We start from the raw sequence: 26,384 nt of genomic DNA, 5'->3' as shown, positions 1-26,384 counted from the left end.
GGCCAGATCAGCGCGCCCCGGGCCGAGCAGCACGCCGGCCGCGCCGATGTCGGAGAAGGTTAGGTGCAGGTCCGCCATCAGCCGCGTTAGGTGCAGGTCCGCCATCAGCCGCCCCGCCCCGAAATGACGGACGCGGTGGTCGGGCTGCCGGCCCCAACGGTTCTCCCTGCGCGGGACGTCGCCGTGCCGCTCCACGTAGTCCAGCAGCTCGCCGTGCTCCCAGGTTCGTGGCTCCGCCTCGGCGTCGATCTGGCCGGCCCGCCATCGGCTCCAGGCGCAGGACACTGGCCCACTCACTCAGCCGCAGCCCGGTGCCGCAGAGCCCGTCGACGAACGCGCAGTCACGCTGGCTGTTGCGCCCGCGCCACCCGTCGATCTCCCGACCGTGCAGGTCCAGCCCGCGCAGCCCCACGTTGACCCAGCGGGCATAGCCGGCCGGGTCCAGCCACTTCACGTCCTTGCCGCGTACGAGGTGCGGGCCGGCCTCGAACAACTCCGTCACCATGCCCGCATCAGGGCCGCGAACCTTCCGCCGGGCCACCGGATCGCTCACTCCGAATCGGAACCCGGCCCAGCGGTAGAACGCGCTGATCGCGATCAGGTCGTCCAGCACCGTCCCGCCGGCCACGCGCCGGACGTTGGTCTCGTCGGTCATCCGCCAGAACTTGAACCCGGCGATGTCCTCCTCGTCGGCGTCGTGCCAGGTCCGGCCCGCCGCATCAAGGAATCCCAGCCAGACAGCTACCGCGAAGGCGTACTTCCTCCGCGTGCCCGTGCTCGCGTTACGCATCCGAGCCGAAGCGAAGAACCCATTGACCTCCGGCACCGACCAACCATCGGCCCGCAGCAACACCGGCTGTCCCACCTGCGTACCGTGCGCATGCGCCCACTCCGCCAGAGTCGGCAGACCCGCCAGCACCGGATCAGCTGCGTACCACGAAACCTCCCGCCGCGGGTCGCACCAATGCACCTGCCACCGCGCCAACGGACCGGCTTCTGCCTCAAGTTCATCGATCATCAACGAGTGAACATACAGCCACTCACAGTCACTTAAATCCCAGCAACAGTTCCTTGTGGCTAGAGACCGCCGACATGTCGAACCGCGGCGGCTCCCGTGCGGTTGCCTCGGCAAGGCTTTGTGCACGCTCGGTGGTTGTGTGCTCAACCATCTTCTCAATCGCGTCCCCGCTCCCTACGGTTGGGGACCCATGAGTAGTCCCCCCGTCGCGCCCCCGGGCTGGAGCCGCTGGCTCGTTCCCCCCGCCGCCCTCTCGGTCCACCTCTCCATCGGCCAGGCCTACGCCTGGTCCGTGTTCAAACCGCCCCTGGAGTCCGCGCTCGGCCTCAGCGGCACACAGAGCGCGCTGCCCTTCCAGCTCGGCATCGTCATGCTCGGGCTGTCGGCCGCGTTCGGCGGCACCCTCGTCGAACGCCACGGGCCGCGCTGGGCGATGACCGTCGCCCTGGTCTGCTTCTCGTCCGGCTTCCTGCTCTCCGCGCTCGGCGCGGCGGCGGAGCAGTACTGGCTGATCGTCCTCGGTTACGGCTTCGTCGGCGGGATCGGCCTCGGCATCGGCTACATCTCACCCGTCTCCACGCTGATCAAGTGGTTCCCGGACCGGCCCGGCATGGCCACCGGCATCGCCATCATGGGCTTCGGCGGCGGCGCGCTCATCGCCTCGCCCTGGTCGGCGCAGATGCTGAAGTCCTTCGGCACCGACAACTCCGGGATCGCCCTCGCCTTCCTCGTGCACGGACTCGCGTACGCCGTCTTCATGCTGCTGGGCGTGCTGCTGGTCCGGGTGCCGCGCCCGAGACAACGGGCGGACGGCGGCCCGGTCGCCCTCGAAGGCGTCCAGGTCTCGGCGCGCAGCGCCGTGCGCACCCCGCAGTTCTGGCTGCTGTGGGTCGTGCTCTGCATGAACGTCACCGCCGGCATCGGCATCCTGGAGAAGGCCGCGCCGATGATCACCGACTTCTTCGCCGACACCTCCACGCCGGTGTCGGTGACCGCCGCCGCGGGATTCGTGGCCCTGCTGTCGGCGGCCAACATGGCGGGCCGGATCGGCTGGTCCACGACCTCCGACCTGATCGGACGCAAGAACATCTACCGCCTCTACCTCGGCGTCGGCGCGCTGATGTACACACTGATCGCCCTGTTCGGCGACTCCTCCAAGCCGCTGTTCGTCCTGTGCGCCCTCGTCGTCCTCTCCTTCTACGGCGGCGGCTTCGCCACGGCCCCCGCCTACCTCAAGGACCTCTTCGGCACCTACCAGGTCGGTGCGATCCACGGGCGGCTGCTCACCGCCTGGTCGACGGCCGGTGTCCTCGGGCCGCTGATCGTGAACTGGGTCGCCGACCGGCAGGAGGAGGCCGGCCGGCACGGCGCGTCCCTGTACGGGACGTCGTTCGTCATCATGATCGGGCTGCTGGTCGTCGGTTTCGTCGCCAACGAACTCGTCCGTCCGGTCCACGCCCGCCACCACGTATCCGCCGCCCCGGCACCGAAGGAGGCCACCGATGTCCGACGACAGCAGCCAGAGTCCGCCTGACCTTCCCGGCCGGCGGCCGCTGATCACCTTCACCTGGCTGTGGGTGGGCGCACCGCTCGCCTACGGGCTGTACGAACTCGTCCGGAAGGCGACCCAGCTGTTCACCGGGTGAGGGGCGGCCGTTCACCGAGTGGGTGTGGGCCGGGGCGGGGAGGACGCGGGCGGGGGCGGGGACGCGGGCAAGGGCACCGGGGATGCTGACCGAAGCCGACAAGGCGTGCGGCCGTTTCCTGTCGCATCACCTGCCGTCGTACCCGTCGGTCACTCATCACACTGGTGGATCCCGTACCCGAGGCAGCGAGGTCTCCACCCATGCACGGCTCCCGCATCACCGCCGTCGGTCATTACCAGCCCGCCAAGGTCCTTACCAACGAGGACCTGGCGGGCATGGTCGACACCAGCGACGAGTGGATCAGGAGCCGCGTGGGCATTCACTCCCGCCGTATCGCCGGCCCCGACGAGCCGGTCGACGAGCTGGCCGGCCACGCCGCGGCGAAGGCGCTCGCGGCGGCCGGACTGACCCCCGCCGACGTGGACTTGGTCGTGGTCGCCACCTCCACCGCGATCGACCGCTCCCCGAACACCGCCGCCCGCGTCGCGGCCCGCCTCGGCATGCCGGAACCCGCCGTGCTGGACGTCAACGTCGTGTGCGCGGGGTTCCCGCACGCCCTGGCCACCGTCGACCACGCCGTGCGGGCCGGCTCGGCGAGCCGCGCACTGGTCATCGGCGCGGACAAGATGTCCGAGGTCGCCGACTGGACCGACCGCACCACCTGCGTGCTCGTCGGCGACGGGGCGGGAGCCGCCGTCGTGGAGGCCTGCGCGCCGGGTGAGGAGGCGGGGATCGGCCCCGTGCTGTGGGGGTCGGTGCCCGAGATGGGCAACGCGGTCCGCATCGAGGGCACGCCGCCCCGCTTCGCGCAGGAGGGGCAGAGCGTCTACCGCTGGGCGACCACGCGGCTGCCCGCCATCGCACGCCGGGCCTGCGAGCGGTCGGGACTGGAACCGGCCGATCTGGCCGCGGTCGTGCTGCACCAGGCGAACCTGCGCATCATCGAACCCCTCGCCGCGAAGATCGGCGCCGTCAACGCCGTCGTCGCCCGCGATGTCGTCGAGTCCGGCAACACCTCGGCCGCGAGCATCCCCCTCGCGCTCTCCAAGCTGGTGGAGCGGGGCGAGATCACCACCGGCGACCCGGTGCTGCTCTTCGGCTTCGGCGGGAACCTCTCCTACGCCGGACAGGTCGTCCGCTGCCCCTGAACCGCCGCACCACGCACGAGAGGAATCCGGAGGTCGGAGCCCTTCGGAGGCGTTCCGCAGGCCGCCCGGCGCGTTGGCCGGGCGGCCTCGTCGCGTTCCGTGCCACTGAGCACTCGGCGCCTCTTTGTCCACTCAGTGGAGAAAGTTCGCAGCAATTCGTGCGTGACTTCTTCCCACGCCCGGCGCCCACTGCTACGTTCCCTCCGAAAGCAAGCCACGGACGTGGCCGGAAACCGGCACACCCAAGGCCGATCGAGGCGGGGAGGGGCTCGTGAGACGCATGACGGCACGACCCGCCAACGCCCACCAGGCGCGACTGCTCCAGCTGTTGCGTGACGGAGGGCCCAACTCCCGCGCTCAGCTCGGTGATCAGGTCGACCTCTCGCGGTCGAAGCTCGCCGTGGAGGTGGACCGGCTGCTGGAGACGGAGCTGGTCGTGGCCGACGGACTCGCCGCCTCGCGCGGCGGGCGCCGCAGCCACAACATCCGCCTCAACCCCGAGCTGCGCTTCCTCGGCGTCGACATCGGCGCGACCTCGGTCGACGTCGCCGTCACCAACGCCGAGCTGGAGATCCTCGGGCACATCAACCAGCCCATGGACGTACGCGAGGGACCCGTCGCGGTCTTCGAGCAAGTGCTGTCCATGTCCGCCAAGTTGCGGGCGTCGGGGCTCGCGGACGGTTTCGACGGCGCCGGCATCGGCGTCCCGGGGCCGGTCCGCTTCCCCGAGGGTGTGCCGGTGGCTCCGCCGATCATGCCGGGCTGGGACGGCTTCCCCGTGCGGGAGGCGCTCAGCCAGGAACTCGGCTGCCCGGTCATGGTCGACAACGACGTGAACCTGATGGCGCTGGGGGAGCAGCACGCGGGCGTCGCCCGCACCGTGCACGACTTCCTCGTCGTCAAGATCGGTACCGGCATCGGCTGCGGCATCGTGGTGGGCGGCGACGTCTACCGGGGGACGACCGGCAGCGCGGGCGACATCGGGCACATCCAGGCCGTGCCCGACGGACGCCCGTGCGCCTGCGGCAACCGGGGCTGTCTGGAGGCCCACTTCAGCGGCGCGGCACTGGCCCGCGACGCCACGGAGGCCGCCCAGCAGGGCCTGTCGGCCGAGCTCGCGAGCCGTCTGGAGGCGAACGGGGGCCTCAGCGCCGCCGACGTCGCCGCCGCGGCCGCCGCGGGCGACGCCACCGCACTCGATCTGATCCGGGAGGGCGGCCGGAGCACCGGCCAGGTCATCGCAGGCCTGGTCAGCTTCTTCAACCCGGGCCTGGTGGTGATCGGCGGCGGGGTGACCGGCCTCGGCCACAACCTGCTCGCCGCGATCCGCACCCAGGTCTACCGCCAGTCGCTGCCGCTGGCGACCGGCAACCTGCCCATCGTACTGGGGGAGCTGGGCCCCACCGCCGGAGTCATCGGCGCGGCCCGGCTGATCAGCGACCACCTGTTCTCACCCGCGTAGGCACCACTCGGTACCCGAGCTCCACCAGCACAGCGCTCCGCCCTGTCCTGCCCTGCTTGCCCCGTCCTGCCAAGTCAAGCCCTGCCCTGCCCAGCTCTGCTCTGCCCTGACACCGGCCCGCACGCCCGCCGAGGGGACCTCACATGGCACCAGAACCACCGCTGCTCAGCATGTCCGGCATCACCAAGTCGTTCCCCGGAGTCCGGGCCCTGGACGGCGTCGACCTCGACGTCCAGGCCGGCGAGGTGCACTGCCTGCTCGGCCAGAACGGCGCCGGGAAGTCCACCCTCATCAAGGTGCTCGCCGGTGCCCACCAGCCCGACACCGGCACCATCCGCTGGCGCGGCGAGGACGTCACCCTGCGCTCGCCCATCGCGGCCATGCGGCTCGGCATCGCCACCATCTACCAGGAACTCGACCTGGTGGAACACCTGTCGGTCGCCGAGAACGTCCACCTCGGTCACGAGCCGACCACTGCCGGCTTCGTCGTACGGGGAAGGGCGGCCAAGGCGTCGACGGCCGAGCTCCTCAAGCGCCTCGGCCACCCGGAGGTCGATCCCGGACGGCTGGTCGGCGAGCTCTCCGCGGCACAGCAGCAGATCGTCTCCATGGCGCGGGCGCTCTCGCACGACGTACGGCTGATCGTGATGGACGAGCCGTCCGCCGCGCTCGACCCGGACGAGGTCGACAACCTCTTCCGCATCGTCGCCGACCTCACCGCCGACGGCGTCGCCGTCGTCTACATCTCGCACCGCCTGGAGGAGATCCGCCGCATCGGCGACCGGGTCACCGTCCTCAAGGACGGCCGGGCCGTCGCCGGCGGGCTGCCCGCCGAGTCGACGCCGACCAGTGAAGTGGTGGCGCTGATGACCGGGCGCGACGTCGCGTACGTCTTCCCGGACCGGCCCACCGCACCGCCTCCCGCCGAGCCGGTGCTGAGCGTGCGGGGGCTGTCCCGGGAGGGTGAGTTCGCCCCCCTCGACCTTGAGGTCCGCCCCGGGGAGATCGTCGGTCTCGCGGGTCTCGTCGGCTCCGGCCGCTCCGAGATCCTGGAGACGGTCTACGGGGCGCGCAAGGCGAGTACGGGTCAGGTACTCGTCGACGGCCGTCCGCTGCGTCCCGGCAGCGTGCGCGCCGCGGTGCGCGCCGGTCTCGGGCTCGCCCCCGAGGAACGCAAGGCGCAGGCCCTGCTGATGCTGGAGTCCGTCACCCGCAACGTGTCGGTCTCCGCCATGTCCCGCTTCTCACGCGGCGGCTGGCTCGACCGCGGCGCCGAACTGGACGCGGCCCGCGCGGCGACCCGCGAGCTGTCCCTGCGGCCCGACAACCCCTCCGTGCCCGTACGCACGCTGTCCGGCGGCAACCAGCAGAAGGCGGTCCTGGCCCGCTGGCTGCTGCGGGGCTGCAAGGTCCTGCTGCTCGACGAACCCACCCGCGGCGTCGACGTCGGCGCCCGCGCCGAGCTCTACGCGGTCATCCGCCGCCTCGCCGACGACGGCCTCGCCGTGCTGCTGGTCTCCAGCGAGGTGCCCGAGGTACTGGGCCTCGCCGACCGCGTGCTGGTGCTGCGCGAGGGCCGTGTCGTGCACGAGGCCCCCGCCCGCGAACTCGACGAACACCGCGTACTCGACCTCGTGATGGAAGGAAGCCCGGCGTCATGACGCAGCACGTGTCCCCGCCACGGGGCGGCACCGGCAAGGCGGCACCGGTGGACGGTCCGCCCGCCTGGCGGGTCCAGTTGGGCCGCGCCGACATCCGCACCCTCACCCTGCTCGGCGTGCTCGCCGTACTGGTCCTCATCGGCGGCATCACCCAGCCCGACGCGTTCCTCGACACCCGCAACCTCCAGCTGGTGCTCACCCAGGCGTCCGTGATCGGCGTCGTCACCGTCGGCATGACCTTCGTCATCGTCTCCGGCGGCATCGACCTGTCCGTCGGCGCGATCGTCGCCCTGGCCTCGGTGTGGGCGACCACGGTCGCCACCCAGGAGTACGGGTTCGCCGGCATCCTCTTCACGGCGGTCGTGGTCGGCGTGGGCTGCGGACTGGTGAACGGGGTACTCATCGCGTTCGGCCAGATGGTGCCGTTCATCGCCACCCTCGCCATGCTGGCCTCGGCGCGCGGCCTCGCGCTGCAGATCACCGACGGCCGGACCCAGGTCGTCACGGTCCCCAGCGTCCTGGACCTCGGCGAGCGCGACGCGTACGTCCTCGGCATCCCGCCCCTGGTGCTGGTGTTCGCGGCCGTCACCGTCATCGGCTGGCTGGTGCTCAACCGGACCACCTTCGGACGCCGCACGGTCGCCGTCGGCGGCAACGCGGAGGCCGCCCGGCTCGCCGGCATCGACGTCCGCCGCCAGCGGCTCTACCTCTACCTGCTGTCCGGGCTGTGCTGCGGCATCGCCGCCTTCCTGCTGATCGTCCTGGCCGGCTCCGGTCAGAACACCAACGGCAACCTCTACGAACTCGACGCCATCGCCGCCGCGATCATCGGCGGAACGCTCCTGACCGGCGGGCGCGGCCACATCCTCGGCTCCGTGCTCGGCGTCCTGATCTTCACCACGATCACCAACATCTTCGCCCTGAACAACCTGCAGAGCGACGTCCAGCAGATCGCCAAGGGCGCGATCATCGTCGCCGCCGTGCTGGTCCAGCGCCGTACCGCAAGCACGCACTGAGGAAAGGGTTCACCGTCATGACGAAGCTCACGAGTCGCAGAGGACTGCTCTTCGGAGCCGCCGCCGTGTCCGCCGGTGCCGTCCTCACCGGGTGCACCAGCAACGACCCCGACGACGGCGACGACAAGGCGTCCGCGAACGACCAGCCGGCCGCCGACGACAAGCCGGGCAAGGCCGTCACCATCGGCTACGCCGGCCCGCAGGCCGACCACGGCTGGCTCAACGCCGTCAACGACAACGCCCAGAAGCGCGCCGAGAAGTACTCGGACGTCACCCTGGAGGTCACCGAGGGCTCCAACGACACCGCCCAGCAGATCGGCCAGATCGAGACCCTCATCAACAAGAAGGTCGACGTCCTGGTGGTGCTGCCCGCCGACGGCAAGGCGCTCACCCAGGTCGGGCTGCAGGCCATGCGCGCCGGCATCCCGGTCGTGAACCTCGACCGCATCTTCAACAGCCCCCAGGCGTACCGCTGCTGGGTCGGCGGCGACAACTACGGCATGGGCCTCAACGCCGCCCACTACATCGGCGAGAAGCTCAAGGACACCCCGGACGCCAAGGTCATCGAGCTGGCCGGCCTGGACAACCTGGAACTGACCAAGCAGCGCACCCAGGGCTTCGACGACGGCCTGAAGAACTACCCGAACATCAAGAAGGTGGCCCGTCAGGCCGCCGAGTTCACGGTCGAGTCCGGCCAGGCCAAGATGGCCCAGCTGCTCCAGGCCCAGTCGGACTTCGACGCGATGTGGAACCACGACGACGACCAGGGCGTGGGCGCGCTGCGCGCCATCGAGCAGGCCGGCCGCGACGACTTCCTCATGGTCGGCGGCGCGGGCGCGCTCTCCGCCTTCCAGGCCATCAAGGCGGACAGCGGTGTCCTGAAGGCGACCGTGCTCTACCCGCCGACCATGGCCGCCTCCGCGATCGACCTGGCCCGGGCCCTCGGCCAGGGCAAGGGAATCAGCGGCCTCGCCGAGTTCGAGATCCCCTCGACCGTCACCTGCTACTCGGCCGTCGTCGACAAGGAGAACGTGGACCAGTACATGCCCACCGGCTTCAAGTGAGGGCGCCCGCCCGGGACCGGCCTGACCAGCCGGCCGGGGCGGGGCCCACCCCCCCACCGCGCCACCACGACGAGGAGGACATCCGCATGGGACAGCCGCAGCAGCCCGAGGGGGCCGGGGCGGAGCCATCAGCCACCGGCACCGGCACCGACAGCGGGACCGGGACCAGGGCGACGGGGGCGTCGGCGACCAGACCGCCGCTGCGTGTCGGCATGGTCGGCTACGCCTTCATGGGTGCCGCACACTCCCAGGGCTGGCGCACCGCCGGCCGGGTCTTCGACCTGCCGCTGAACCCGGTACTGGCCGCGATCTGCGGCCGGGACGCCGACGCCGTCCGCACGGCGGCCGACCGGCACGGCTGGGCGAGCACCGAGACCGACTGGCGGTCCCTGGTGGAACGGGACGACATCGACCTCGTCGACATCTGCACGCCGGGCGACAGCCACGCCGAGATCGCGCTGGCCGCGCTCGCCGCCGGCAAGCACGTCCTGTGCGAGAAGCCGCTGGCCAACACGGTCGCGGAGGCGGAGGCGATGACCCGGGCCGCCGACGAGGCCCACGCCCGGGGCCAGTTGGCGATGGTCGGGTTCAACTACCGCCGGGTGCCGGCCACCGCGCTGGCCCGGCGGATGGTGGCCGAGGGCCGCATCGGCAGGCTGCGGCACGTGCGGGTGACGTACCTCCAGGACTGGCTGGTGGACCCGAAGGCGCCGCTGACCTGGCGGCTGCGCAAGGAGCTGGCCGGCTCGGGAGCCCTCGGCGACCTGGGCGCCCACATCGTCGACCTCGCGCAGTACCTGACCGGGGAGAGCATCGCGGGCGTCTCCGCCCTCACCGAGACCTTCGTACGGGAACGCCCGCTGCCCGAAGGCGCCCCGCGGGGCCTGTCGGCGGGATCGGCGGACGGTGCCACCGGACAGGTCACCGTGGACGACGCCGCCGTCTTCACCGGCCGCCTCACCTCCGGAGCCCTGGTCTCCTTCGAGGCCACCCGGTACGCCACCGGCCGCAAGAACGCCCTGCGCATCGAACTCAACGGCGAGCGCGGTTCGCTCGCCTTCGACCTGGAGCGGCTCAACGAGCTGGAGTACCACGACGGTACGGAGCCGGGGGAGCACGCCGGTTTCCGCCGCATCCTCGTCACCGAGCCCGAGCACCCCTACCTCGACGCCTGGTGGCCGCCGGGCCACGGACTCGGCTACGAGCACACCTTCGTCCACCAGGTGCGCGACCTCGTCCACGCCGTGGCCGAGGGCCGCCGTCCCGAACCCTCCTTCGCCGACGGGCTGCGGGTGCAGCGCGTGCTCGCGGCCGTGGAGGAGAGCGCCGAGAAGAACTCCGTCTACACCCCGATCGCCCCCTGAGGAGGCTGGCAGCGACATGCCGCGCAACTTCACTCTCTTCACCGGTCAGTGGGCGGACCTGCCCTTGGAGGAGGTCTGCCGCCTGGCCCGCGACTTCGGCTACGACGGCCTGGAACTCGCCTGCTGGGGCGACCACTTCGAGGTCGACAAGGCCCTCGCGGATCCGTCCTACGTGGACTCCCGCCACGAGCTGCTCGACAAGTACGGCCTCAAGTGCTGGGCGGTCTCCAACCACCTGGTCGGGCAGGCCGTCTGCGACGCCATCATCGACGAACGCCACCAGGCCATCCTGCCCGCACGCATCTGGGGCGACGGCGACGCGGAGGGCGTCCGGCAGCGGGCCGCCGCCGAGATCAAGGACACCGCGCGTGCCGCCGCCCGGCTCGGCGTCGACACCGTCATCGGTTTCACCGGGTCGGCGATCTGGCACCTGGTCGCCATGTTCCCGCCCGCCCCCGAGTCGATGATCGAGCGGGGCTACCAGGACTTCGCCGACCGCTGGAACCCGATCCTCGACGTCTTCGACGCCGAGGGCGTGCGGTTCGCGCACGAGGTCCATCCCAGTGAGATCGCCTACGACTACTGGACCACCCAGCGCGCCCTGGAGGCGGTCGGCCACCGGCCCGCCTTCGGTCTCAACTTCGACCCCTCGCACTTCGTGTGGCAGGACCTCGACCCGGTCGGCTTCCTGTGGGACTTCCGGGACCGGATCTACCACGTCGACTGCAAGGAGGCCCGCAAGCGCCTCGACGGCCGCAACGGGCGGCTCGGCTCCCACCTGCCCTGGGGCGACCCGCGCCGCGGCTGGGACTTCGTGTCGGCCGGCCACGGCGACGTCCCCTGGGAGGACGTCTTCCGCATGCTGCGCTCCATCGACTACCGGGGCCCGGTCTCCGTCGAGTGGGAGGACGCCGGCATGGACCGCCTCCAGGGCGCCCCCGAAGCCCTCACCCGCCTCAAGGCGTTCGACTTCGAGCCGCCCAGCGCCTCCTTCGACGCCGCGTTCAACAGCTGAGGAGCGCACCCGGAACCGCACGTCGGGACGGGGGCCGGAAATCCGCCGGTCCCCGGTTCGACCTGCCCGAATCCTGCTTTGTCCAGTATTGGGGAAAAGTTCAACCGGTTCTGATCCAAGGGGTGTTCGCCCCGGAAGAACGCGGTTACCGTCCCTGATGTGTTCAGGACACCCATACCTCCGGGGTGACGGCGCACCCCGGCGTCCCGCACCGCACGTTCTCGCACCCACCCGTACGGCCCACCCCGTTCCCGGAGGGATTTCGTGCACAGAAGCAGACTCAAAAGCACCAGAACCACGAGGCGTCCCAGGCTTCGCACCACCCTCGCCCTGTTCACCGGCCTGATGCTGGCGGTGGGCACCCCGGCGACCGTCGCCGGCGCCGCCCCCGCAGAGGCCGAACCGGCAGCCGCCGAGGGGCAGTTCCAGCAGGTACCGCTCGCCAAGGGCGAGCCCGAGATGGGCGAGCCGATGTCGCTCGCCGTGCTCCCCGACCGCAGCGTCCTGCACACCGCTCGCGACGGCACGCTGCGCCTGACCGACCAGGGCGGCGTCACCAAGGTCGCCGGCAAGCTCGACGTCTACAGCCACGACGAGGAGGGCCTGCAGGGCGTCGGCATCGACCCGGACTTCGAGAACAACCGGGCGATCTACCTCTACTACGCCCCGCCGCTCGACACCCCCGCGGGCGACGCCCCCGAGACCGGCACCGCCGAGGACTTCAAGAAGTTCGACGGCGTCAACCGCCTCTCCCGCTTCGTCCTCAACCCCAACGGCACGCTGGACATGGCCAGCGAGAAGAAGGTCCTGGACGTCGCGGCCTCCCGCGGCACCTGCTGCCACGTCGGCGGCGACATCGACTTCGACGCCGAGGGCAACCTCTACCTGTCCACCGGCGACGACACCAACCCGTTCGCCTCCGACGGCTACACGCCGATCGACGAGCGGGCCGACCGCAACCCGGCCTTCGACGCCCGCCGCAGCTCCGGCAACACCAACGACCTGCGCGGCAAGATCCTGCGCATCAAGGTCGCCGAGGACGGCTCGTACACCGTCCCGGAGGGCAACCTCTTCCCGCCGGGCACCGACAAGACCCGTCCCGAGATCTACGCGATGGGCTTCCGCAACCCGTTCCGGATGAGCGTCGACGACAAGACCGGCACCATCTACGTCGGCGACTACGGCCCCGACGCCGGCTCCGCCGACCCGAACCGGGGCCCGGCGGGCCAGGTCGAGTTCGCGAAGGTCACCGAGCCCGCCAACTTCGGCTGGCCGTTCTGCACCGGTGACAACGACGCGTACGTCGACTACGACTTCGCCACCAAGACCTCCGGTGAGAAGTTCGACTGCGCCGCCCCGAAGAACACCTCGCCGCACAACACGGGCCTGGTCGACCTGCCGCCCGCGCAGCCCGCCTGGATCCCGTACGACGACGGCAGCGTCCCCGAGTTCGGCACCGGATCCGAGTCCCCGATGGCCGGCCCGGTCTACCGCTACGACCCCGAGCTCGACTCCTCCGTCAAGTTCCCCGAGGAGTTCGACGGCGACTTCTTCGCGGGTGAGTTCGGCCGCCGCTGGATCAAGCGGATCGAGCAGAACGCCGACGGCACGGTCGCGAAGATCAACGACTTCCCGTGGACCGGCACCCAGATCATGGACATGGAATTCGGCCCCGACGGCGCGCTCTACGTCCTCGACTACGGCGTCTCCTGGTTTCAGGGCGACGAGAACTCCGCGCTGTACCGGATCGAGAACGCCGAGGACGGCTTCTCCCCGATCGCCGAGGTGAGCGCCAACAAGACCTCCGGCGCGGCCGGCCTGAAGGTCAAGTTCACCGCATCCGCCAAGGACGCCGACTCCCCGGACCTCACCTACAGCTGGGACTTCGGCGACGGCACCAAGGGCGAGGGGCTCACGCCCACCCACAAGTACAAGAAGATCGGTACCTACACCGCGACCTTCACCGCGAAGGACCCCGAGGGCAACACCGGCAACGCCAGCGTCCGCATCGTGGTCGGCAACACCGAGCCCAAGGTGAAGATCGAGGTACCGGGCAACGGCAGCCTGGCCGCCATGGGCGAGCCCGTTCCCTTCAAGGTGACCGTCACCGACCCCGACGAGACCGTCGACTGCTCCAGGGTCAAGGTCGCCTACAGCCTCGGCCACGACTCCCACGCCCACGAGCTGACCAGCGAGACGGGCTGTGAGGGCACCCTCAACCCGCCGCCGGGTGACGGCGGCCACGACCCCAACGCCAACATCTACGGCGTCGTCGGCGCCAGCTACACGGACGGCGGGTCGAACGGTCAGGAGGCTCTCACGGGCACCGCGCGCACCGTGATCCAGCCGCTGCACCGCCAGGCCGAGCACTTCACCACCCAGCAGGGCGTCTCGGTCATCGACAAGACCGGCGCCAACGGCGGCAAGACCGTCGGCGACATCCACGACGGCGACTGGATCTCCTTCAGCCCCTACAAGTTCGACGGGCAGAAGAAGCTGACCGTGCGGGCCTCCTCCGGCGGCTCCGGCGGTTTCGTCGAACTGCGCACCGGCTCGCCCACCGGCAAGCTGCACGGTTCGGCGTACATCCCGCCGACCGGCAGCTGGGAGACGTTCCAGAACGTCGACGTGCCGCTGCGCTCGCTGCCGAAGCGCACCACGGAGATCTACCTGGTCTTCAGGGGCGGCGACGGCGCGCTGTACGACGTGGACGACTTCGAGTTCTCCAAGGAGCCCTTCAAGAAGGGCAAGAAGGTCCTGGTCTTCTCCAAGACGGCCGGCTTCCGCCACGACTCCATCCCGGAGGGCATCGCCGCGCTGAAGGAGCTCGGCACCCCGGCCGGCATCTCGGTCACCGCGACCGAGGAGGCCCGGCAGTTCACCACGGCCAACCTCGCCAAGTACGACGCGGTCGCCTTCCTCTCCACCACCGGTGACGTCCTCAACACCGACCAGCAGAAGGCGTTCGAGAACTACGTCGCGAACGGCGGCGGCTACATGGGCATCCACGCCGCCGCCGACACCGAGTACGACTGGGAGTTCTACGGCGGTCTCGTCGGCGCCCACTTCGACTCGCACCCGGCCATCCAGAAGGCCACCGTGCGCGTCCACGACCACGACCACCCGTCCACCGCGCACCTCGGCGACACCTGGGAGCGCACCGACGAGTGGTACAACTACCGCACCAACCCGCGCGACCAGGCCAAGATCCTCGCCACCCTCGACGAGACCACCTACGACGGCGGCACCATGAAGGGCGACCACCCGATCGCCTGGTGCCAGAACTACGGCGGCGGCCGCTCCTTCTACACCGGCGGCGGTCACACCAAGGAGTCCTACGCGGACGAGGCCTTCCGCGCCCACCTGCTCGGCGGCATGCAGTACGCCACCGGCCAGGTCAAGGCGGACTGCAAGCCGAGCAAGGGCTACCGGGACATCTTCAACGGCGAGACCCTGGACGGCTGGAAGCAGGCCGGCCCCGGCAAGTTCGTCGTCAAGGACGGCACCATGGAGTCCGAGGGCGGCATGGGGCTGCTCTGGTACCAGGCCAAGGAGCTGAAGTCGTACTCCCTCAAGCTCGACTGGAAGATGCAGGGTGACGACAACTCCGGGATCTTCGTGGGCTTCCCGGCCTCCGACGACCCCTGGTCCGCGGTGAACAAGGGCTACGAGATCCAGATCGACGCCACCGACGCTCCCGACCGCACCACGGGCTCCGTCTACTCGTTCAAGTCGGCGAACATCAAGGCCCGTGACCAGGTCCTGCGCCCGCCGGGCCAGTGGAACTCCTACGAGATCAAGGTCCAGGGTGAACGCCTCCAGGTGTTCCTCAACGGAGTCAAGATCAACGACTTCACCAACAAGGACCCCGAGCGGAGCCTGACCGACGGTCACATCGGCCTCCAGAACCACGGCGCCGACGACCAGGTCTCCTTCCGCAACATCCAGCTGAAGGAACTGCCCTCCTAGGGCTACCTGAACGGCGGCGGGCGGGGGACGCCGGACCTCCGCCCGCCGTCCCGCCGGGCCCCGCACCCGGCACCCCGCTCGTCCCCCTTCCGGCGCTCGCACCCGGTTCGCGTACGACAAGGAGGCTGCCCATGTCCGCCGAGCCGTCCCTGCCCTCCCCTTCCCCGGCTCCGCGCCTCGGCGTCTGGTTCATCGGGGCACGCGGATCCGTGGCCACGACCGCGATCGCGGGCTGCGCCGCCGTCGCCGCCGGGCTCCACCCGCCGACCGGCATGGTCACCGAGACCCCTCCCTTCACCTCGTGCGGACTGCCGGCGCTGTCGTCCTTCGTCTTCGGCGGCCACGACACCGTCGACTGCCCGCTGCCCAAACGCGCCGAACACCTCGCCGCCGGCGGTGTCCTGCCGCACGGCCTGCCGTCCGCCGTGCACGCCGAACTGGTCGCCGCCGACCGGGAGATCAGGCCCGGCGGCCCCCTGCCCGCGGACACGGACGAGGGCCCGGGCCGCACGCAGGACGAATGGATCGACGTGTTCGCGGCCGACATCCGTGACTTCGTGCGCCGCCAGGACCTCGCGGGCGCCGTCGTGGTGAACGTCGCCTCCACCGAACCCGCCCCCACCGACGGCACACTGCCGCCCAGCTCCCTCTACGCGGCGGCCGCCCTGCGCGCCGGCTGCCCCTACGTCAACTTCACCCCCTCCACGGGTCTGCACCACCCGGCGCTGGCCCCGCTCGCCGAGTCGTCCGGCCTGCCGTACGCCGGGCGCGACGGAAAGACCGGGCAGACCCTGCTGCGCTCCGTACTCGGCCCGATGTTCCCGCAGCGCGCCCTCACCGTGCGTGCCTGGTCCGGCACCAACCTCCTGGGCGGCGGCGACGGTGCCGCCCTCGCCGATCCCGCGGCCGCCGCCGCCAAGAACGCCGGCAAGGAACGCGTCCTCGCCGACACCCTCGGGGCCGCGCCCCAGGGCGAGGTCCACATCGACGACGTGCCCGCCCTCGGTGACTGGAAGACCGCCTGGGACCACATCGCCTTCGACGGCTTCCTCGGCTCCCGCATGATCCTGCAGACCATCTGGCAGGGCTGCGACTCGGCGCTCGCCGCCCCCCTCGTCCTCGACCTGGTCCGTCTGGTCGCCCGCGCCCGGGAGAGGGGCCTGTCCGGCCCGCTGGGTGAACTGGGTTTCTACTTCAAGGACCCGGTGGGCGACGGTCCGCCGGGCCTCGCGGAACAGTACGCCGAGCTGACGCGGTTCGCGACGGGCCTGCGGGGCACGGACCCCGGGGACCGGCCGGACGCAGGCGCCCGCGGTGCCGGGGAGCAGCGGTGAGCCGCGCGGCGGATCCGGTGCGTGACGCCCATCCGGCTGAGACACCGGCCACGTCGGCCACACCAGCCACGGCAGCCACGGCAGTCACGGAGGTCACGGCGGCGTCCGGCGGCGGCCAGGACCCGGACCGGGGCGGCCCGGGCGCGGACGGACACAGTCCCGCCGCCCGCGTCGCCGCCTGGGCCGAACTACTGCGCCTGCCCGCGCTGTTCACCGTCCCCGGCGACGTACTCGCCGGAGCCGCGACCACCGGCGTCCGGGCCGGTCCCCGCACGCTGCTCGCCATCGGCTCCTCCCTGTGCCTGTACCAAGCAGGCATGGCCCTCAACGACTGGGCGGACCGTGCGGAGGACGCCGCCGAACGCCCGCACCGGCCCATCCCGTCCGGTCGTGTCCACCCGGCCGCCGCCCTCACCGCGGCCTGCGGGCTGACCGCGACCGGCCTGGTCCTCGCTGCCCGCGCCGGCCGGCCCGCCGCGGCCGTGGCCGTCCCCCTGGCGGCGACCGTATGGGCATACGACCTCGCCCTGAAGCACACGCCCGCCGGACCGGCGGCCATGGCCGCCGCCCGCGGCCTCGACCTGCTGCTGGGCGCCGCGGCGACCGGCGGCGACGTCCGCGTCGCCGTGCCCTCCGCCGCGTTGCTCGGCACCCACACCCTCGCGGTCACCGCGGTCTCCCGCGAGGAGACCCGGGGCGGCTCCTCCCTGGCCCCCCTGGCGGCCCTCGCCACGACCGGCCTCCTGGCCCGGCTGGTGGCTCACCGCCCCCCCCGACTCCCGGCAGACCGACGGGAAGCAGCCTCCCCCGGCCTGCCGGGCCCGACCGACCGCCGCGGGGACGGGTCCGGCCCGTCCGCGGGCCGGGCCACCGCGGCGCTCGCCGCCGGCTACGCCGCCACAGCCGCCCGCCCCTACTTCCACGCCGCCCTCAACCCCTCACCCCAGCTCACCCAACGCGCCGTCGGCGGCGGTATCCGCGCCACGATCCCCCTCCAGGCCGCGCTCACCGCCCGCGCCGGCCGGCCGGCCACCGCGCTGCTGATCGCGGCGCTCGCCCCGCTGGGCCGGAAGTTCGCGAGGAAGGTGAGCATCACGTGACCCACGAGACCACCGCGTCCGTCCGCAGCCCCCTCCGTTTCGGCTACGGCACCAACGGCCTGGCAGACCTCCGTCTAGACGACGCCCTCGCCCTCCTCGCCGACCTCGGCTACGACGGAGTCGGACTGACCCTCGACCACATGCACCTCGACCCGCTCGCCCCTGACCTGGCCGCCCGTACCCGCAAGGTGGCGCACCGGCTGGACGCGCTCGGTCTGGGCGTCACGGTGGAGACGGGCGCCCGCTATGTGCTCGACCCGCGCCGCAAACACGGCCCCTCCCTCCTCGACCCGGACCCGGACGACCGCGCCCGCCGCGCCGACCTCCTCCTCCGCGCCGTCCGCGTCGCGGCCGACCTGGGCGCCCACGCCGTGCACTGCTTCAGCGGCATCACCCCGGCCGGCACGGACGAGGACACGGCGTGGAAGCGGCTGGCCGAGTCCCTCGCCCCGGTCCTGGACGCCGCCGCCTCCGCGGACGTCCCCCTGGCCGTCGAACCCGAGCCGGGCCACCTCCTCGCCACCCTCGCCGACTTCCACCGGCTGCGCCGCGCCCTCGGTGACCCCGAGAACCTCGGCCTCACCCTGGACATCGGCCACTGTCAGTGCCTCGAACCGCTCCCTCCCGCCGACTGCGTGCGCGCCGCCGCTCCCTGGCTGCGCCACGTACAGGTCGAGGACATGCGCCGCGGCGTCCACGAACACCTCCCCTTCGGTGACGGCGAGATCGACTTCCCGCCCGTCCTCGAGGCCCTCGCCGCCACCGGCTACCAGGGCCTGACCGTCGTCGAACTGCCCCGCCACTCCCACGCGGGCCCCCACTTCGCCGAACGCTCCCTCCCGTTCCTCCGCCGGGCCGCGGCGGCGTACCCCCTCACCAACCGCTCGGGCGAGCCCTCCGCCACGCACTGAAGGGAGCCACCCCCATGACGCAGCCGCACGCCGCCCACATCACCACCACCCACGACACGGACGGCACCCCCGTCACCCACGACGCGGACGGCACTCCCGCCGGGCAGGAGCCCCAGTCCCAGGGCATCACCCCCGCCCACATCCCGCCCGCCGAACTGCGCGCCGCCCTCACCGCCGAACTCGGCGGAGCCGCCCGCGCCTGGCTGGACCAGGCCCTGGACGAGGCCGCCGCCGCCCATCCCGACGCCCACGGCCCCATCTCCGTGTGGGAGCTACGCCTCGCCGAGGCCGGCCGCCGCTGCGGTCCCGCCCACGCCGACGCCGCCCGCGTCCTCGTCCTGCACGCGGCCCGCCCCGGTATCGACGCCCTGACCCGGGTCTACTCCCAGGGCACCGCCGACGAACGCCGCGCCGTCCTGCACGCGCTGCCCCACCTGGTGCCCGGCCCCGATGCCCTCCCGCTCGTCGAGGACGCCCTGCGCACCAACGACACCCGTCTGGTCGCCGCCGCCCTGGGCCCGTACGCCGCCGGGCACCTGGACCCGCACCAGTGGCGGCACGCCGTACTGAAGTGCCTGTTCACCGGCGTCCCCGTCGACCGGGTGGCAGACCTCGACCGGCGGGCCCGCGCCGACGGGGAACTCGCCCGCATGCTCGCCGACTACGCCGCCGAACGCACCGCCGCCGGCCGCCCGGTCCCCGAAGACCTGCACCGCGTCCTGGCCCTGACCGAGGCCGCGCGTCCCTCGCGCGGCACGGTCGGCCCCCACGGCAAGGAGTCCTGATGCGCATCTTCGACCCCCACATCCACATGACCTCCCGGACCACCGACGACTACGAGGCGATGCACGCCGCCGGTGTCCGCGCCGTCGTCGAGCCCTCCTTCTGGCTCGGCCAGCCCCGTACCTCTCCCGCCTCCTTCCGCGACTACTTCGACGCCCTGCTCGGCTGGGAGCCCTTCCGTGCCGCCCAGTACGGCATCGCCCACCACTGCACGATCGCGCTCAACCCCAAGGAGGCGAACGACCCACGGTGCCTCCCCGTCCTCGACGAACTGCCCCGCTATCTCGTCAAGGACCGGGTCGTGGCGGTGGGGGAGGTCGGGTACGACTCGATGACGCCCGCCGAGGACACCGCCCTGGCCACCCAGCTCCAGCTCGCCGCCGACCACGGCCTGCCGGCCCTCGTGCACACCCCGCACCGGGACAAGCTCGCCGGCCTGCGCCGCACCCTGGACGTGGTCCGCGAGTCCGCGCTGCCCACGGACCGGGTACTGGTCGACCATCTCAACGAGACCACCGTCAGGGAAGCCAAGGACAGTGGTGCCTGGCTCGGCTTCTCCGTCTATCCGGACACCAAGATGGACGAGGCACGCATGGTCGCCCTGCTGCGCGAGTACGGCCCGGAGCGGGTCCTGGTGAACTCCGCCGCCGACTGGGGCAAGAGCGACCCGCTCAAGACCCGCAAGGTCGGCGACCTGATGCTCGCCGAGGGCTTCACCGACGACGACGTGGACCTGGTCCTGTGGCGCAACCCCGTCGCCTTCTACGGACTCAGCGGACGCCTGCTCCTGGAGGTGACCTCTGCCGACGCCACGCACGAGGGCAACTCCATCCTGCGCGGCGGTGAGTGAGCCATGCGCTTCAGGCACCCCGACGGCTCGACCGTCCATCTCGCCTACTGCACCAACGTCCACCCCGCCGAGACCCTCGACGGCGTCCTCGCCCAGCTCCGCGACCACTGCGAGCCGGTCCGGCGCCGGCTCGGCCGCGACCGCCTGGGCATCGGGCTGTGGCTCGCCAGGGACGCCGCCCACGCCCTGGGCACCGATCCCTCCGCCCTGCGCGGCCTGCGCACCGAACTCGACCGGCGCGGCCTCGAGGTCGTCACCCTCAACGGCTTCCCCTACGAGGGATTCGGTGCCGGCGAGGTCAAGTACCGCGTGTACAAGCCGGACTGGGCCGACCCCGAACGCCTCGACCACACCACCTCCCTGGCCCGGCTCCTGGCCGGCCTCCTGCCCGACGACGTCATCGAGGGCACCATCTCCACCCTGCCGCTCGCCTGGCGCACCGCGTACGACGAGACACGCGCCGACAAGGCCCGGACCGCCCTGGTCACCCTCGGCGAACGCCTCGACGCCCTTCAGGACCTGACCGGCCGCTCCATCCGCATCGGCCTGGAACCGGAACCCGGCTGCATCGTGGAGACCACCCACGACGCCATCGCCCCGCTGACCGCGATCGCCCACGACCGCATCGGCATCTGCGTCGACACCTGTCACCTCGCCACCTCCTTCGAAGACCCGCACACCGCCCTGGACGCCGTCGCCGCGGCCGGTGTGCCCATCGTCAAGTCCCAGCTGTCGGCCGCCCTGCACGCCGAACAGCCCCACCTGCCCGAGGTCCGCGAGGCCCTTGCCGCCTTCGCCGAACCCCGCTTCCTGCACCAGACCCGGACCTCCGGCACCGCCGACGCCTCCGGCACCACCGACGCCTCCCGCACCGCCGATGCCTCCGAAACCGCCGACACCACCCGCACCGCCGTCCTGCACGGCACCGACGACCTCGACGAGGCCCTGGCGGACGGCGGCTCCCTGCCCGACACCGCGCCATGGCGCGCCCATTTCCACGTCCCGCTGCACGCGGCCCCCGCCGCGCCCCTCACCTCCACGCTTCCCGTGCTCAAGGCCGCGCTGACCCGGTTGGTCGGCGGTCCGCACCCCCTCACCCGCCATCTGGAGGTCGAGACCTACACGTGGCAGGCCCTCCCGCCCGAGTTGCGACCCCGCGCCCGAGCCCAGCTCACCGACGGCATCGCCGCGGAGCTGACCCTCGCCCGCGATCTGTTGACGGACCTCGGACTGAAGGAACTGCCATGACCCGACCGATCCCCTCCGACGCACCTGTCCCCTCCGGCGGTCCGGTCCCCTCCGGCGGTCCGGTCCCCTCCGGCGGTCCGGTCCCCTCCGATGAGCCGGTTTCCTCCGGCGACCCGGCTCCCTCCGGCGGCCCGACGCCCCTCCTCGTCCTGGACGTCGTAGGCCTCACCCCCCGTCTCCTCGATCACATGCCCCACCTCAAGAAGCTCGGCCAGTCCGGCTCCCGTGCCCCTCTGGGGACCGTCCTGCCCGCCGTCACCTGCGCCGCGCAGTCCACCTTCCTCACCGGCACCCACCCGTCCGAGCACGGCATCGTCGGCAACGGCTGGTACTTCCGCGAGCTCGGCGACGTCCTGCTCTGGCGCCAGCACAACGGACTCGTCGCCGGCGACAAGCTCTGGGACGCCGCCCGCCGCGCCCACCCCGGCTACACCGTGGCCAACATCTGCTGGTGGTACGCCATGGGCGCCGACACCGACATCACCGTCACCCCCCGTCCCGTCTACTACGCCGACGGCCGCAAGGAACCCGACTGCTACACCAGGCCCCCGGCCCTGCACGACGAACTCACCGGCAAACTCGGCACCTTTCCGCTCTTCCACTTCTGGGGACCCGGAGCGGACCTGGTCTCCAGCCAGTGGATCATCGACGCCACCCGGCACATCATGGCCACGCGCCACCCGGACCTGACGCTCTGCTACCTCCCTCACCTCGACTACGACCTGCAGCGCTTCGGCCCCGACGACCCCCGCTCCCTGAAGGCCGCCGCAGACCTGGACGCGGCGCTGGCCCCGCTCCTGGACGACGCCCGCGCAGAGGGCCGCACCGTCGTCGCGCTGTCCGAGTACGGCATCACCCCAGTGAACCGGCCCGTCGACATCAACCGCGCCCTGCGCCGCGCCGGACTGCTGGAGGTGCACACCCAGGACGGCATGGAGTACCTCGACCCGATGGCTTCCCGAGCCTTCGCGGTCGCGGACCATCAGATCGCCCATGTCTACGTCCGCCGCCCCGAGGACATCGACGCCACCCGTGCCGCCCTCGACGGACTGCCCGGCATCGAGCGACTCCTCGACGACGAGGGCAAGAAGGCCCAGCACCTCGACCATCCCCGCGCCGGCGAACTCGTCGCCGTCGCGGAGCCCGACGCCTGGTTCACGTACTACTACTGGCTCGACGACGACCGCGCGCCCGACTTCGCGCAGCTCGTCGAGATCCACCGCAAACCCGGCTACGACCCGGTCGAGCTGTTCATGGACCCCCTCGATCCCTACGTCAAGGTCAAGGCGGCCACCGCCCTGGCCCGCAAGAAACTGGGCATGCGCTACCGCATGGCGGTCGTGCCCCTGGGCCCCTCACCTATTCGGGGCAGCCACGGCCGCCTCCCCGCGAGCGACGACGACGGTCCGCTCCTCATCTGCTCCACCCCCCGCGCTGTCGGAGACCGCGTCGCGGCCACCGATGTGAAACAACTCCTGCTCCGGCTCGCCGGACTCGGCTGACGCACCACCAGGCACAGCCTGCCGAGATCCAGCTACTGAGAGTGAAACACACGGCACTGACAACGGCCTGCCCCAGCCGCATCAGGGCAGGCCACGACACAGAAGGCAGGCACCGTGACTCCGTTCTCCGACCCCTCCCGCACCGACGCCACCACGGACCCGGCCGCTGTCGGCGGCCCGGGCGAAGGCCTGCGCCGCACCCTCGGCGTGGACCGGCGCCGCTTCCTCAGCACGTGCACCGCCGTGGCGGCCGGAGCCGTCGCCGCCCCCGTCTTCGGCGCCGCCCCCGCCCTCGCCCACGACCGGGGCAGAGACCACGACCGCGACCGCGACCACGGGGGCCACGGCCGGCACGTCCTCGTCCCGGCGCACAAGCGCGGCATCATCCTCTACACCGTCCGTGACGCCACCGGCCGCGACCCCCTCACCACCGACCTGCCCTCCGGTTTCCGCGAGGTGTTCAAGCAACTGGCCCGTCACGGCTACCGCCAGGTCGAGTTCGCGGGCTACCGCCAGCACGCCAACGCCCCCGGCGGCGCCGACCTGGGCACCATCGAGGGTGCCAGGCTGCTGCGTCGCTGGCTCGACGAATACGGTCTGCGCGCCCAGGGCAACCACGGCTTCATCCCGTCCTCCTGGCCGCTGACCACGGCGGACAAGGACACCTTCAAGAAGCAACTGGAGATCGCCAACATCCTGGGCCTGGACCACATGGGCACCGGTGGTGACCCCACCGGCAGCTCGTACCGCGCCGACTGGGACGTGGCCGCCGACAAGTGGAACGCCCTCGGCGCGATAGCCCGCCGTGAGGGCGTCAAGCTCTACACCCACAACCACGACAGCGCCTACGGCTTCCTGCTCGACGGCGGCCCGCTGGACGACCAGGGCCGGCCGACCCGCAGCTCGGGCATCCGGAAGCTGGAGTACTTCCTGAAGGTCACCGACCCGAAGGCCGTCTGGCTGGAGATGGACATCTTCTGGGCCCACGTCGCCCAGTACAAGTTCCACACGTACACCGCCCACGACGGCTCCACCCGGAAGAACGTCTTCGACCCGGCCGGCCTGGTCGCCTGCAACAACAAGCGCTACCCGCTGTTCCACGCCAAGGACGGCGTCGTCAGCACGACCAACGGCATGGGATACGACATGGTGCCCTTCGGGACCGGCGTCATCGACTACACGACGTTCTTCTCACGGGTCGGACAGCGCAACTACCACAACCCGATGATCGAGGACGACAACTCCCCGAGCGCCACCGACCCCGCGCAGTCGCTGCGGGAGGCCAAGATCAGCTACGACAACCTGGCGGCCCTGCGCAAGCGGCGCCGCTGACCCGGCACACGGACCGGGCGGCCCTTCCCCTGTGCTGCGGGAAGGGCCGCCCGGTCCGTGGGCGCGATGCCCTCGAACTTCGGCGCGGAGCGGGCTGCGGGTGACCGTTCAACTACTCATGGTGTGACCCCGGGGTGCGGCGGGCCCGCCGCACCCGGACCGCCGCCCAGGGGGAGGCCCGGGGAAGGAAACGCAGGTGAAAGGCACTGCGAAAGCTTGGTATGGTTGTCCATGTCGCCGCGGGGAACAGCCCGCACAGGCGGCAGACACCTAGTCCGGGTGGCGGAATGGCAGACGCGCTAGCTTGAGGTGCTAGTGCCCTTTATCGGGCGTGGGGGTTCAAGTCCCCCCTCGGACACCGCGTTCGGAAACGCATGCAAAGGGCCTCGACCTTACGGTCGCGGCCCTTGCGGTATGTCCATGACTGGGGGAGCGTGGTGCGGCCTGCCCGCCCGCCCGCCCGCCCGCCGGTCCGGCCACTGGCCACTGCGTCCACGGCCCTCGTCCGCCGACGACTCCGCCGTGCCCGTGCCCGTGGATCGCCGCATGCGCCGAGGGCCCCGGGTCGACGGTGGTCTCCGCCTCTCGAAACGCCCGCGGCGGCCGGATCCGCGCCGTGCACGCGTCACTGGATCGGTGAGTCGGGGCGGGCGACCCCCGCGGTGCGCTCGCGGTCGACGGAACTGACGCCGCCGACCGCCTCGAGGGCGCCGATCCGGTCCTCCGGGACGGTGCCGGAGAGTGTGCCGAGGACCGGTTGCGTGCTCGTGACGGTCATCCCGGCCCGCCTCAGGCCCTCGACCGCTTCCGTGAAGCGGTCGAGGTCTACCGCGACGATGACCCCGATCGGCGTGGGCCCGGGCGTCCCATTCACGGTGCCTGCAGCAGGCCCGCGCCGATGTCGGCGGCGGGCTGCCCCAGCGGGAACACGCCAGTGACCAGAGCGGCCGAGAGATCGGCGGCGGAGGCCTCGGGGTGCGCCTGGGCGAGCAGGGCGACGACGCCCGCCACATGCGGTGTCGCCATGCTGGTCCCGCTCATGGCCTGGTAACCGCCGCCGGGGGCGGCCGAGTGCACCTGCGAGCCGGGCGCGGCGATGTTGATCTCGCCGCCCTGGCCGTTGACAGCCCCGTTGGAGAAGGGCGCGGGCGCAAGTGCCCTGTCGAGCGCGGCGACCGAGAGGATGGACGGGCAGTTGGCAGGCCGGCTCACGGGATCGGTCCTGACAGGCCTGCGGCTGTCGTTCCCCGCGGCGGCGACGATCAGCGTCCCGAGAGCGAGAGCGCGCACGGCCAGCGTCTCGTACGTCTGGGGGAAGAGCTCGCCCGGCCGCACCCGCGCGCCGAGCGACATGGAGATCACCCGGGCTCCGTGGGAGACGGCCCAGGCCATGCCCGCGAGGATCTGGCCGTCGGGGCCCTTGCCCCTGTTGTTGAGTACCTTCGCCACGAGGAGCCTGGCCTCGGGGGCCACGCCGTAGCGGGGGCCCTGCTGGGGTTCGGCCGGGCCGGCGACGGTGCCGGCGCAGTGGGTGCCGTGGCCGTGGACGTCGTCCACGGTCTCGCCGGGCACGAAGGATTCCGTCGCCTCCAGCCGGCCGGTGAGGTCGGGGTGGTCGGTGTCCACACCGGTGTCGAGGACGGCGACCTTCACACCGTCCCCGGTGAGGTGGGACAGCTGGGCCCGGACGGCCTGCAGACCCCAGGTGTATCCGTCCTCGATCCAGGACGGGCCCTGTACCGCGGCTGTCTCGGCCCTGGCGTGGCGGGCGGTCACGTCCTCGTCGCTGCGGAACGCCGGGAAGAACTCGGTCGGCGCCTGTTGCGGCGTGGTGATGGGGAGCGCGTAGACCATCCGCTCCGGTTCCGCCGTGATGATCGACGGCTCGGCCTCAGCGGTGAGCACCAGCGTGTGGCGCTGCTCGGGCCGGACCTCGACGACCGCCGCGCTGAGGTCCTAAA

General features: G+C 71.8%; 21 protein-coding genes and 1 tRNA gene. 19 read left to right on the top strand and 3 right to left on the bottom strand.

What is annotated here, in order from left to right:
• Window positions 1-7: 7 nt before the first annotated feature.
• On the bottom strand, window positions 8-1,018 hold the full coding sequence (locus ACP4J0_RS05370; protein ID WP_426597427.1) for a site-specific integrase: 1,011 nt from the start codon (window positions 1,016-1,018) through the stop codon (window positions 8-10).
• A 190-nt stretch (window positions 1,019-1,208) separates the two neighbouring features.
• On the opposite strand from ACP4J0_RS05370, the gene ACP4J0_RS05365 reads away from it, so the two are divergent.
• From ACP4J0_RS05365 to ACP4J0_RS05275, 19 genes are all read left to right on the top strand, one after another.
• Window positions 1,209-2,552, top strand: coding sequence for an OFA family MFS transporter (locus ACP4J0_RS05365; protein ID WP_426597426.1), 1,344 nt, complete (start codon window positions 1,209-1,211; stop codon window positions 2,550-2,552).
• Entirely contained in the window at window positions 2,521-2,664 is a 144-nt protein-coding gene (locus ACP4J0_RS05360) for an MFS transporter small subunit (protein ID WP_398131410.1), read from the top strand. Before ACP4J0_RS05365 ends, ACP4J0_RS05360 begins: the two co-directional genes overlap by 32 nt.
• 200 nt (window positions 2,665-2,864) lie before the next feature.
• Window positions 2,865-3,812 carry a beta-ketoacyl-ACP synthase III gene (locus ACP4J0_RS05355; protein WP_426517615.1) on the top strand — a complete coding sequence of 316 codons (948 nt, stop codon included), beginning with the start codon at window positions 2,865-2,867 and terminating at the stop codon, window positions 3,810-3,812.
• 280 nt (window positions 3,813-4,092) lie between these two features.
• Window positions 4,093-5,274, top strand: coding sequence for an ROK family protein (locus ACP4J0_RS05350; protein ID WP_426597425.1), 1,182 nt, complete (start codon window positions 4,093-4,095; stop codon window positions 5,272-5,274).
• Between the two features lie 143 nt (window positions 5,275-5,417).
• A complete protein-coding gene (locus ACP4J0_RS05345; RefSeq protein WP_426597424.1) occupies window positions 5,418-6,935 on the top strand; it encodes a sugar ABC transporter ATP-binding protein in 1,518 nt (505 codons plus the stop codon).
• Window positions 6,932-7,951 (top strand): ABC transporter permease, encoded by a 1,020-nt coding sequence (locus ACP4J0_RS05340; protein ID WP_426597423.1) that lies wholly within the window; start codon window positions 6,932-6,934, stop codon window positions 7,949-7,951. Before ACP4J0_RS05345 ends, ACP4J0_RS05340 begins: the two co-directional genes overlap by 4 nt.
• A gap of 17 nt (window positions 7,952-7,968) precedes the next feature.
• Window positions 7,969-9,015 (top strand): substrate-binding domain-containing protein, encoded by a 1,047-nt coding sequence (locus ACP4J0_RS05335; protein WP_426597422.1) that lies wholly within the window; start codon window positions 7,969-7,971, stop codon window positions 9,013-9,015.
• An 86-nt stretch (window positions 9,016-9,101) separates the two neighbouring features.
• The gene (locus ACP4J0_RS05330; protein WP_426597421.1) at window positions 9,102-10,379 is read left to right on the top strand and encodes a Gfo/Idh/MocA family protein; all 1,278 of its coding nucleotides are present in this window, start codon (window positions 9,102-9,104) and stop codon (window positions 10,377-10,379) included.
• Window positions 10,380-10,395: 16 nt separating this feature from the next.
• Complete coding sequence (locus ACP4J0_RS05325) at window positions 10,396-11,394, top strand: sugar phosphate isomerase/epimerase family protein (RefSeq protein WP_426597420.1); 999 nt, start codon at window positions 10,396-10,398, stop codon at window positions 11,392-11,394.
• 264 nt (window positions 11,395-11,658) lie between these two features.
• Window positions 11,659-15,363: a ThuA domain-containing protein gene (locus tag ACP4J0_RS05320; RefSeq protein ID WP_426597419.1), complete on the top strand. Its 3,705-nt coding sequence runs from the start codon at window positions 11,659-11,661 to the stop codon at window positions 15,361-15,363.
• 131 nt (window positions 15,364-15,494) lie between these two features.
• Window positions 15,495-16,697 (top strand): inositol-3-phosphate synthase, encoded by a 1,203-nt coding sequence (locus tag ACP4J0_RS05315; RefSeq protein WP_426597418.1) that lies wholly within the window; start codon window positions 15,495-15,497, stop codon window positions 16,695-16,697.
• On the top strand, window positions 16,694-17,797 hold the full coding sequence (locus ACP4J0_RS05310) for an SCO3242 family prenyltransferase (RefSeq protein WP_426597417.1): 1,104 nt from the start codon (window positions 16,694-16,696) through the stop codon (window positions 17,795-17,797). The genes ACP4J0_RS05315 and ACP4J0_RS05310 overlap by 4 nt, the downstream gene beginning before the upstream one ends.
• Window positions 17,794-18,708, top strand: a complete 915-nt coding sequence (locus ACP4J0_RS05305; protein ID WP_426597416.1) for a sugar phosphate isomerase/epimerase family protein — start codon at window positions 17,794-17,796, stop codon at window positions 18,706-18,708. Before ACP4J0_RS05310 ends, ACP4J0_RS05305 begins: the two co-directional genes overlap by 4 nt.
• 14 nt (window positions 18,709-18,722) lie before the next feature.
• Window positions 18,723-19,493 (top strand): EboA domain-containing protein, encoded by a 771-nt coding sequence (locus ACP4J0_RS05300; protein ID WP_426597415.1) that lies wholly within the window; start codon window positions 18,723-18,725, stop codon window positions 19,491-19,493.
• The gene (locus ACP4J0_RS05295; RefSeq protein WP_426597414.1) at window positions 19,493-20,341 is read left to right on the top strand and encodes a TatD family hydrolase; all 849 of its coding nucleotides are present in this window, start codon (window positions 19,493-19,495) and stop codon (window positions 20,339-20,341) included. The genes ACP4J0_RS05300 and ACP4J0_RS05295 overlap by 1 nt, the downstream gene beginning before the upstream one ends.
• A gap of 3 nt (window positions 20,342-20,344) precedes the next feature.
• A complete protein-coding gene (gene eboE, locus ACP4J0_RS05290) occupies window positions 20,345-21,589 on the top strand; it encodes a metabolite traffic protein EboE (protein ID WP_426597413.1) in 1,245 nt (414 codons plus the stop codon).
• On the top strand, window positions 21,586-23,091 hold the full coding sequence (locus tag ACP4J0_RS05285) for an alkaline phosphatase family protein (RefSeq protein WP_426597412.1): 1,506 nt from the start codon (window positions 21,586-21,588) through the stop codon (window positions 23,089-23,091). Before eboE ends, ACP4J0_RS05285 begins: the two co-directional genes overlap by 4 nt.
• Window positions 23,092-23,205: 114 nt before the next feature.
• Window positions 23,206-24,423 (top strand): sugar phosphate isomerase/epimerase family protein, encoded by a 1,218-nt coding sequence (locus ACP4J0_RS05280; RefSeq protein WP_426597411.1) that lies wholly within the window; start codon window positions 23,206-23,208, stop codon window positions 24,421-24,423.
• 273 nt (window positions 24,424-24,696) lie between these two features.
• Window positions 24,697-24,781, top strand: a tRNA-Leu gene (locus ACP4J0_RS05275).
• A 267-nt stretch (window positions 24,782-25,048) separates the two neighbouring features.
• Here ACP4J0_RS05275 and ACP4J0_RS05270 read toward each other — a convergent pair.
• Together ACP4J0_RS05270 and ACP4J0_RS05265 are read right to left on the bottom strand one after the other, a co-directional pair.
• Complete coding sequence (locus tag ACP4J0_RS05270; protein ID WP_426597410.1) at window positions 25,049-25,201, bottom strand: hypothetical protein; 153 nt, start codon at window positions 25,199-25,201, stop codon at window positions 25,049-25,051.
• Between the two features lie 92 nt (window positions 25,202-25,293).
• A complete protein-coding gene (locus ACP4J0_RS05265; RefSeq protein WP_426597409.1) occupies window positions 25,294-26,328 on the bottom strand; it encodes a S8 family peptidase in 1,035 nt (344 codons plus the stop codon).
• Window positions 26,329-26,384: the final 56 nt, after the last annotated feature.

It is taken from the genome of Streptomyces sp. WG7, assembly GCF_049975785.1.
Classification (GTDB): domain Bacteria; phylum Actinomycetota; class Actinomycetes; order Streptomycetales; family Streptomycetaceae; genus Streptomyces.
Note: the sequence above shows the minus strand (reverse complement) of the source record. Positions and strands in the feature narration are given on the sequence as shown.

Excerpts from the sequence above, each read along its gene's own strand:
- ACP4J0_RS05325 (WP_426597420.1), top strand. The coding sequence starts at position 10,396 with ATGCCGCGCAACTTCACTCTCTTCACCGGTCAGTGGGCGGACCTGCCC.
- ACP4J0_RS05350 (WP_426597425.1), top strand. The coding sequence starts at position 4,093 with ATGACGGCACGACCCGCCAACGCCCACCAGGCGCGACTGCTCCAGCTG.
- ACP4J0_RS05330 (WP_426597421.1), top strand. The coding sequence starts at position 9,102 with ATGGGACAGCCGCAGCAGCCCGAGGGGGCCGGGGCGGAGCCATCAGCC.
- ACP4J0_RS05295 (WP_426597414.1), top strand. The coding sequence starts at position 19,493 with ATGCGCATCTTCGACCCCCACATCCACATGACCTCCCGGACCACCGAC.
- eboE (WP_426597413.1), top strand. The coding sequence starts at position 20,345 with ATGCGCTTCAGGCACCCCGACGGCTCGACCGTCCATCTCGCCTACTGC.
- ACP4J0_RS05365 (WP_426597426.1), top strand. The coding sequence starts at position 1,209 with ATGAGTAGTCCCCCCGTCGCGCCCCCGGGCTGGAGCCGCTGGCTCGTT.
- ACP4J0_RS05300 (WP_426597415.1), top strand. The coding sequence starts at position 18,723 with ATGACGCAGCCGCACGCCGCCCACATCACCACCACCCACGACACGGAC.
- ACP4J0_RS05285 (WP_426597412.1), top strand. The coding sequence starts at position 21,586 with ATGACCCGACCGATCCCCTCCGACGCACCTGTCCCCTCCGGCGGTCCG.
- ACP4J0_RS05355 (WP_426517615.1), top strand. The coding sequence starts at position 2,865 with ATGCACGGCTCCCGCATCACCGCCGTCGGTCATTACCAGCCCGCCAAG.
- ACP4J0_RS05335 (WP_426597422.1), top strand. The coding sequence starts at position 7,969 with ATGACGAAGCTCACGAGTCGCAGAGGACTGCTCTTCGGAGCCGCCGCC.
- ACP4J0_RS05315 (WP_426597418.1), top strand. The coding sequence starts at position 15,495 with ATGTCCGCCGAGCCGTCCCTGCCCTCCCCTTCCCCGGCTCCGCGCCTC.
- ACP4J0_RS05340 (WP_426597423.1), top strand. The coding sequence starts at position 6,932 with ATGACGCAGCACGTGTCCCCGCCACGGGGCGGCACCGGCAAGGCGGCA.
- ACP4J0_RS05270 (WP_426597410.1), bottom strand. The coding sequence starts at position 25,201 with ATGACCGTCACGAGCACGCAACCGGTCCTCGGCACACTCTCCGGCACC.
- ACP4J0_RS05360 (WP_398131410.1), top strand. The coding sequence starts at position 2,521 with ATGTCCGACGACAGCAGCCAGAGTCCGCCTGACCTTCCCGGCCGGCGG.
- ACP4J0_RS05370 (WP_426597427.1), bottom strand. The coding sequence starts at position 1,018 with ATGATCGATGAACTTGAGGCAGAAGCCGGTCCGTTGGCGCGGTGGCAG.
- ACP4J0_RS05345 (WP_426597424.1), top strand. The coding sequence starts at position 5,418 with ATGGCACCAGAACCACCGCTGCTCAGCATGTCCGGCATCACCAAGTCG.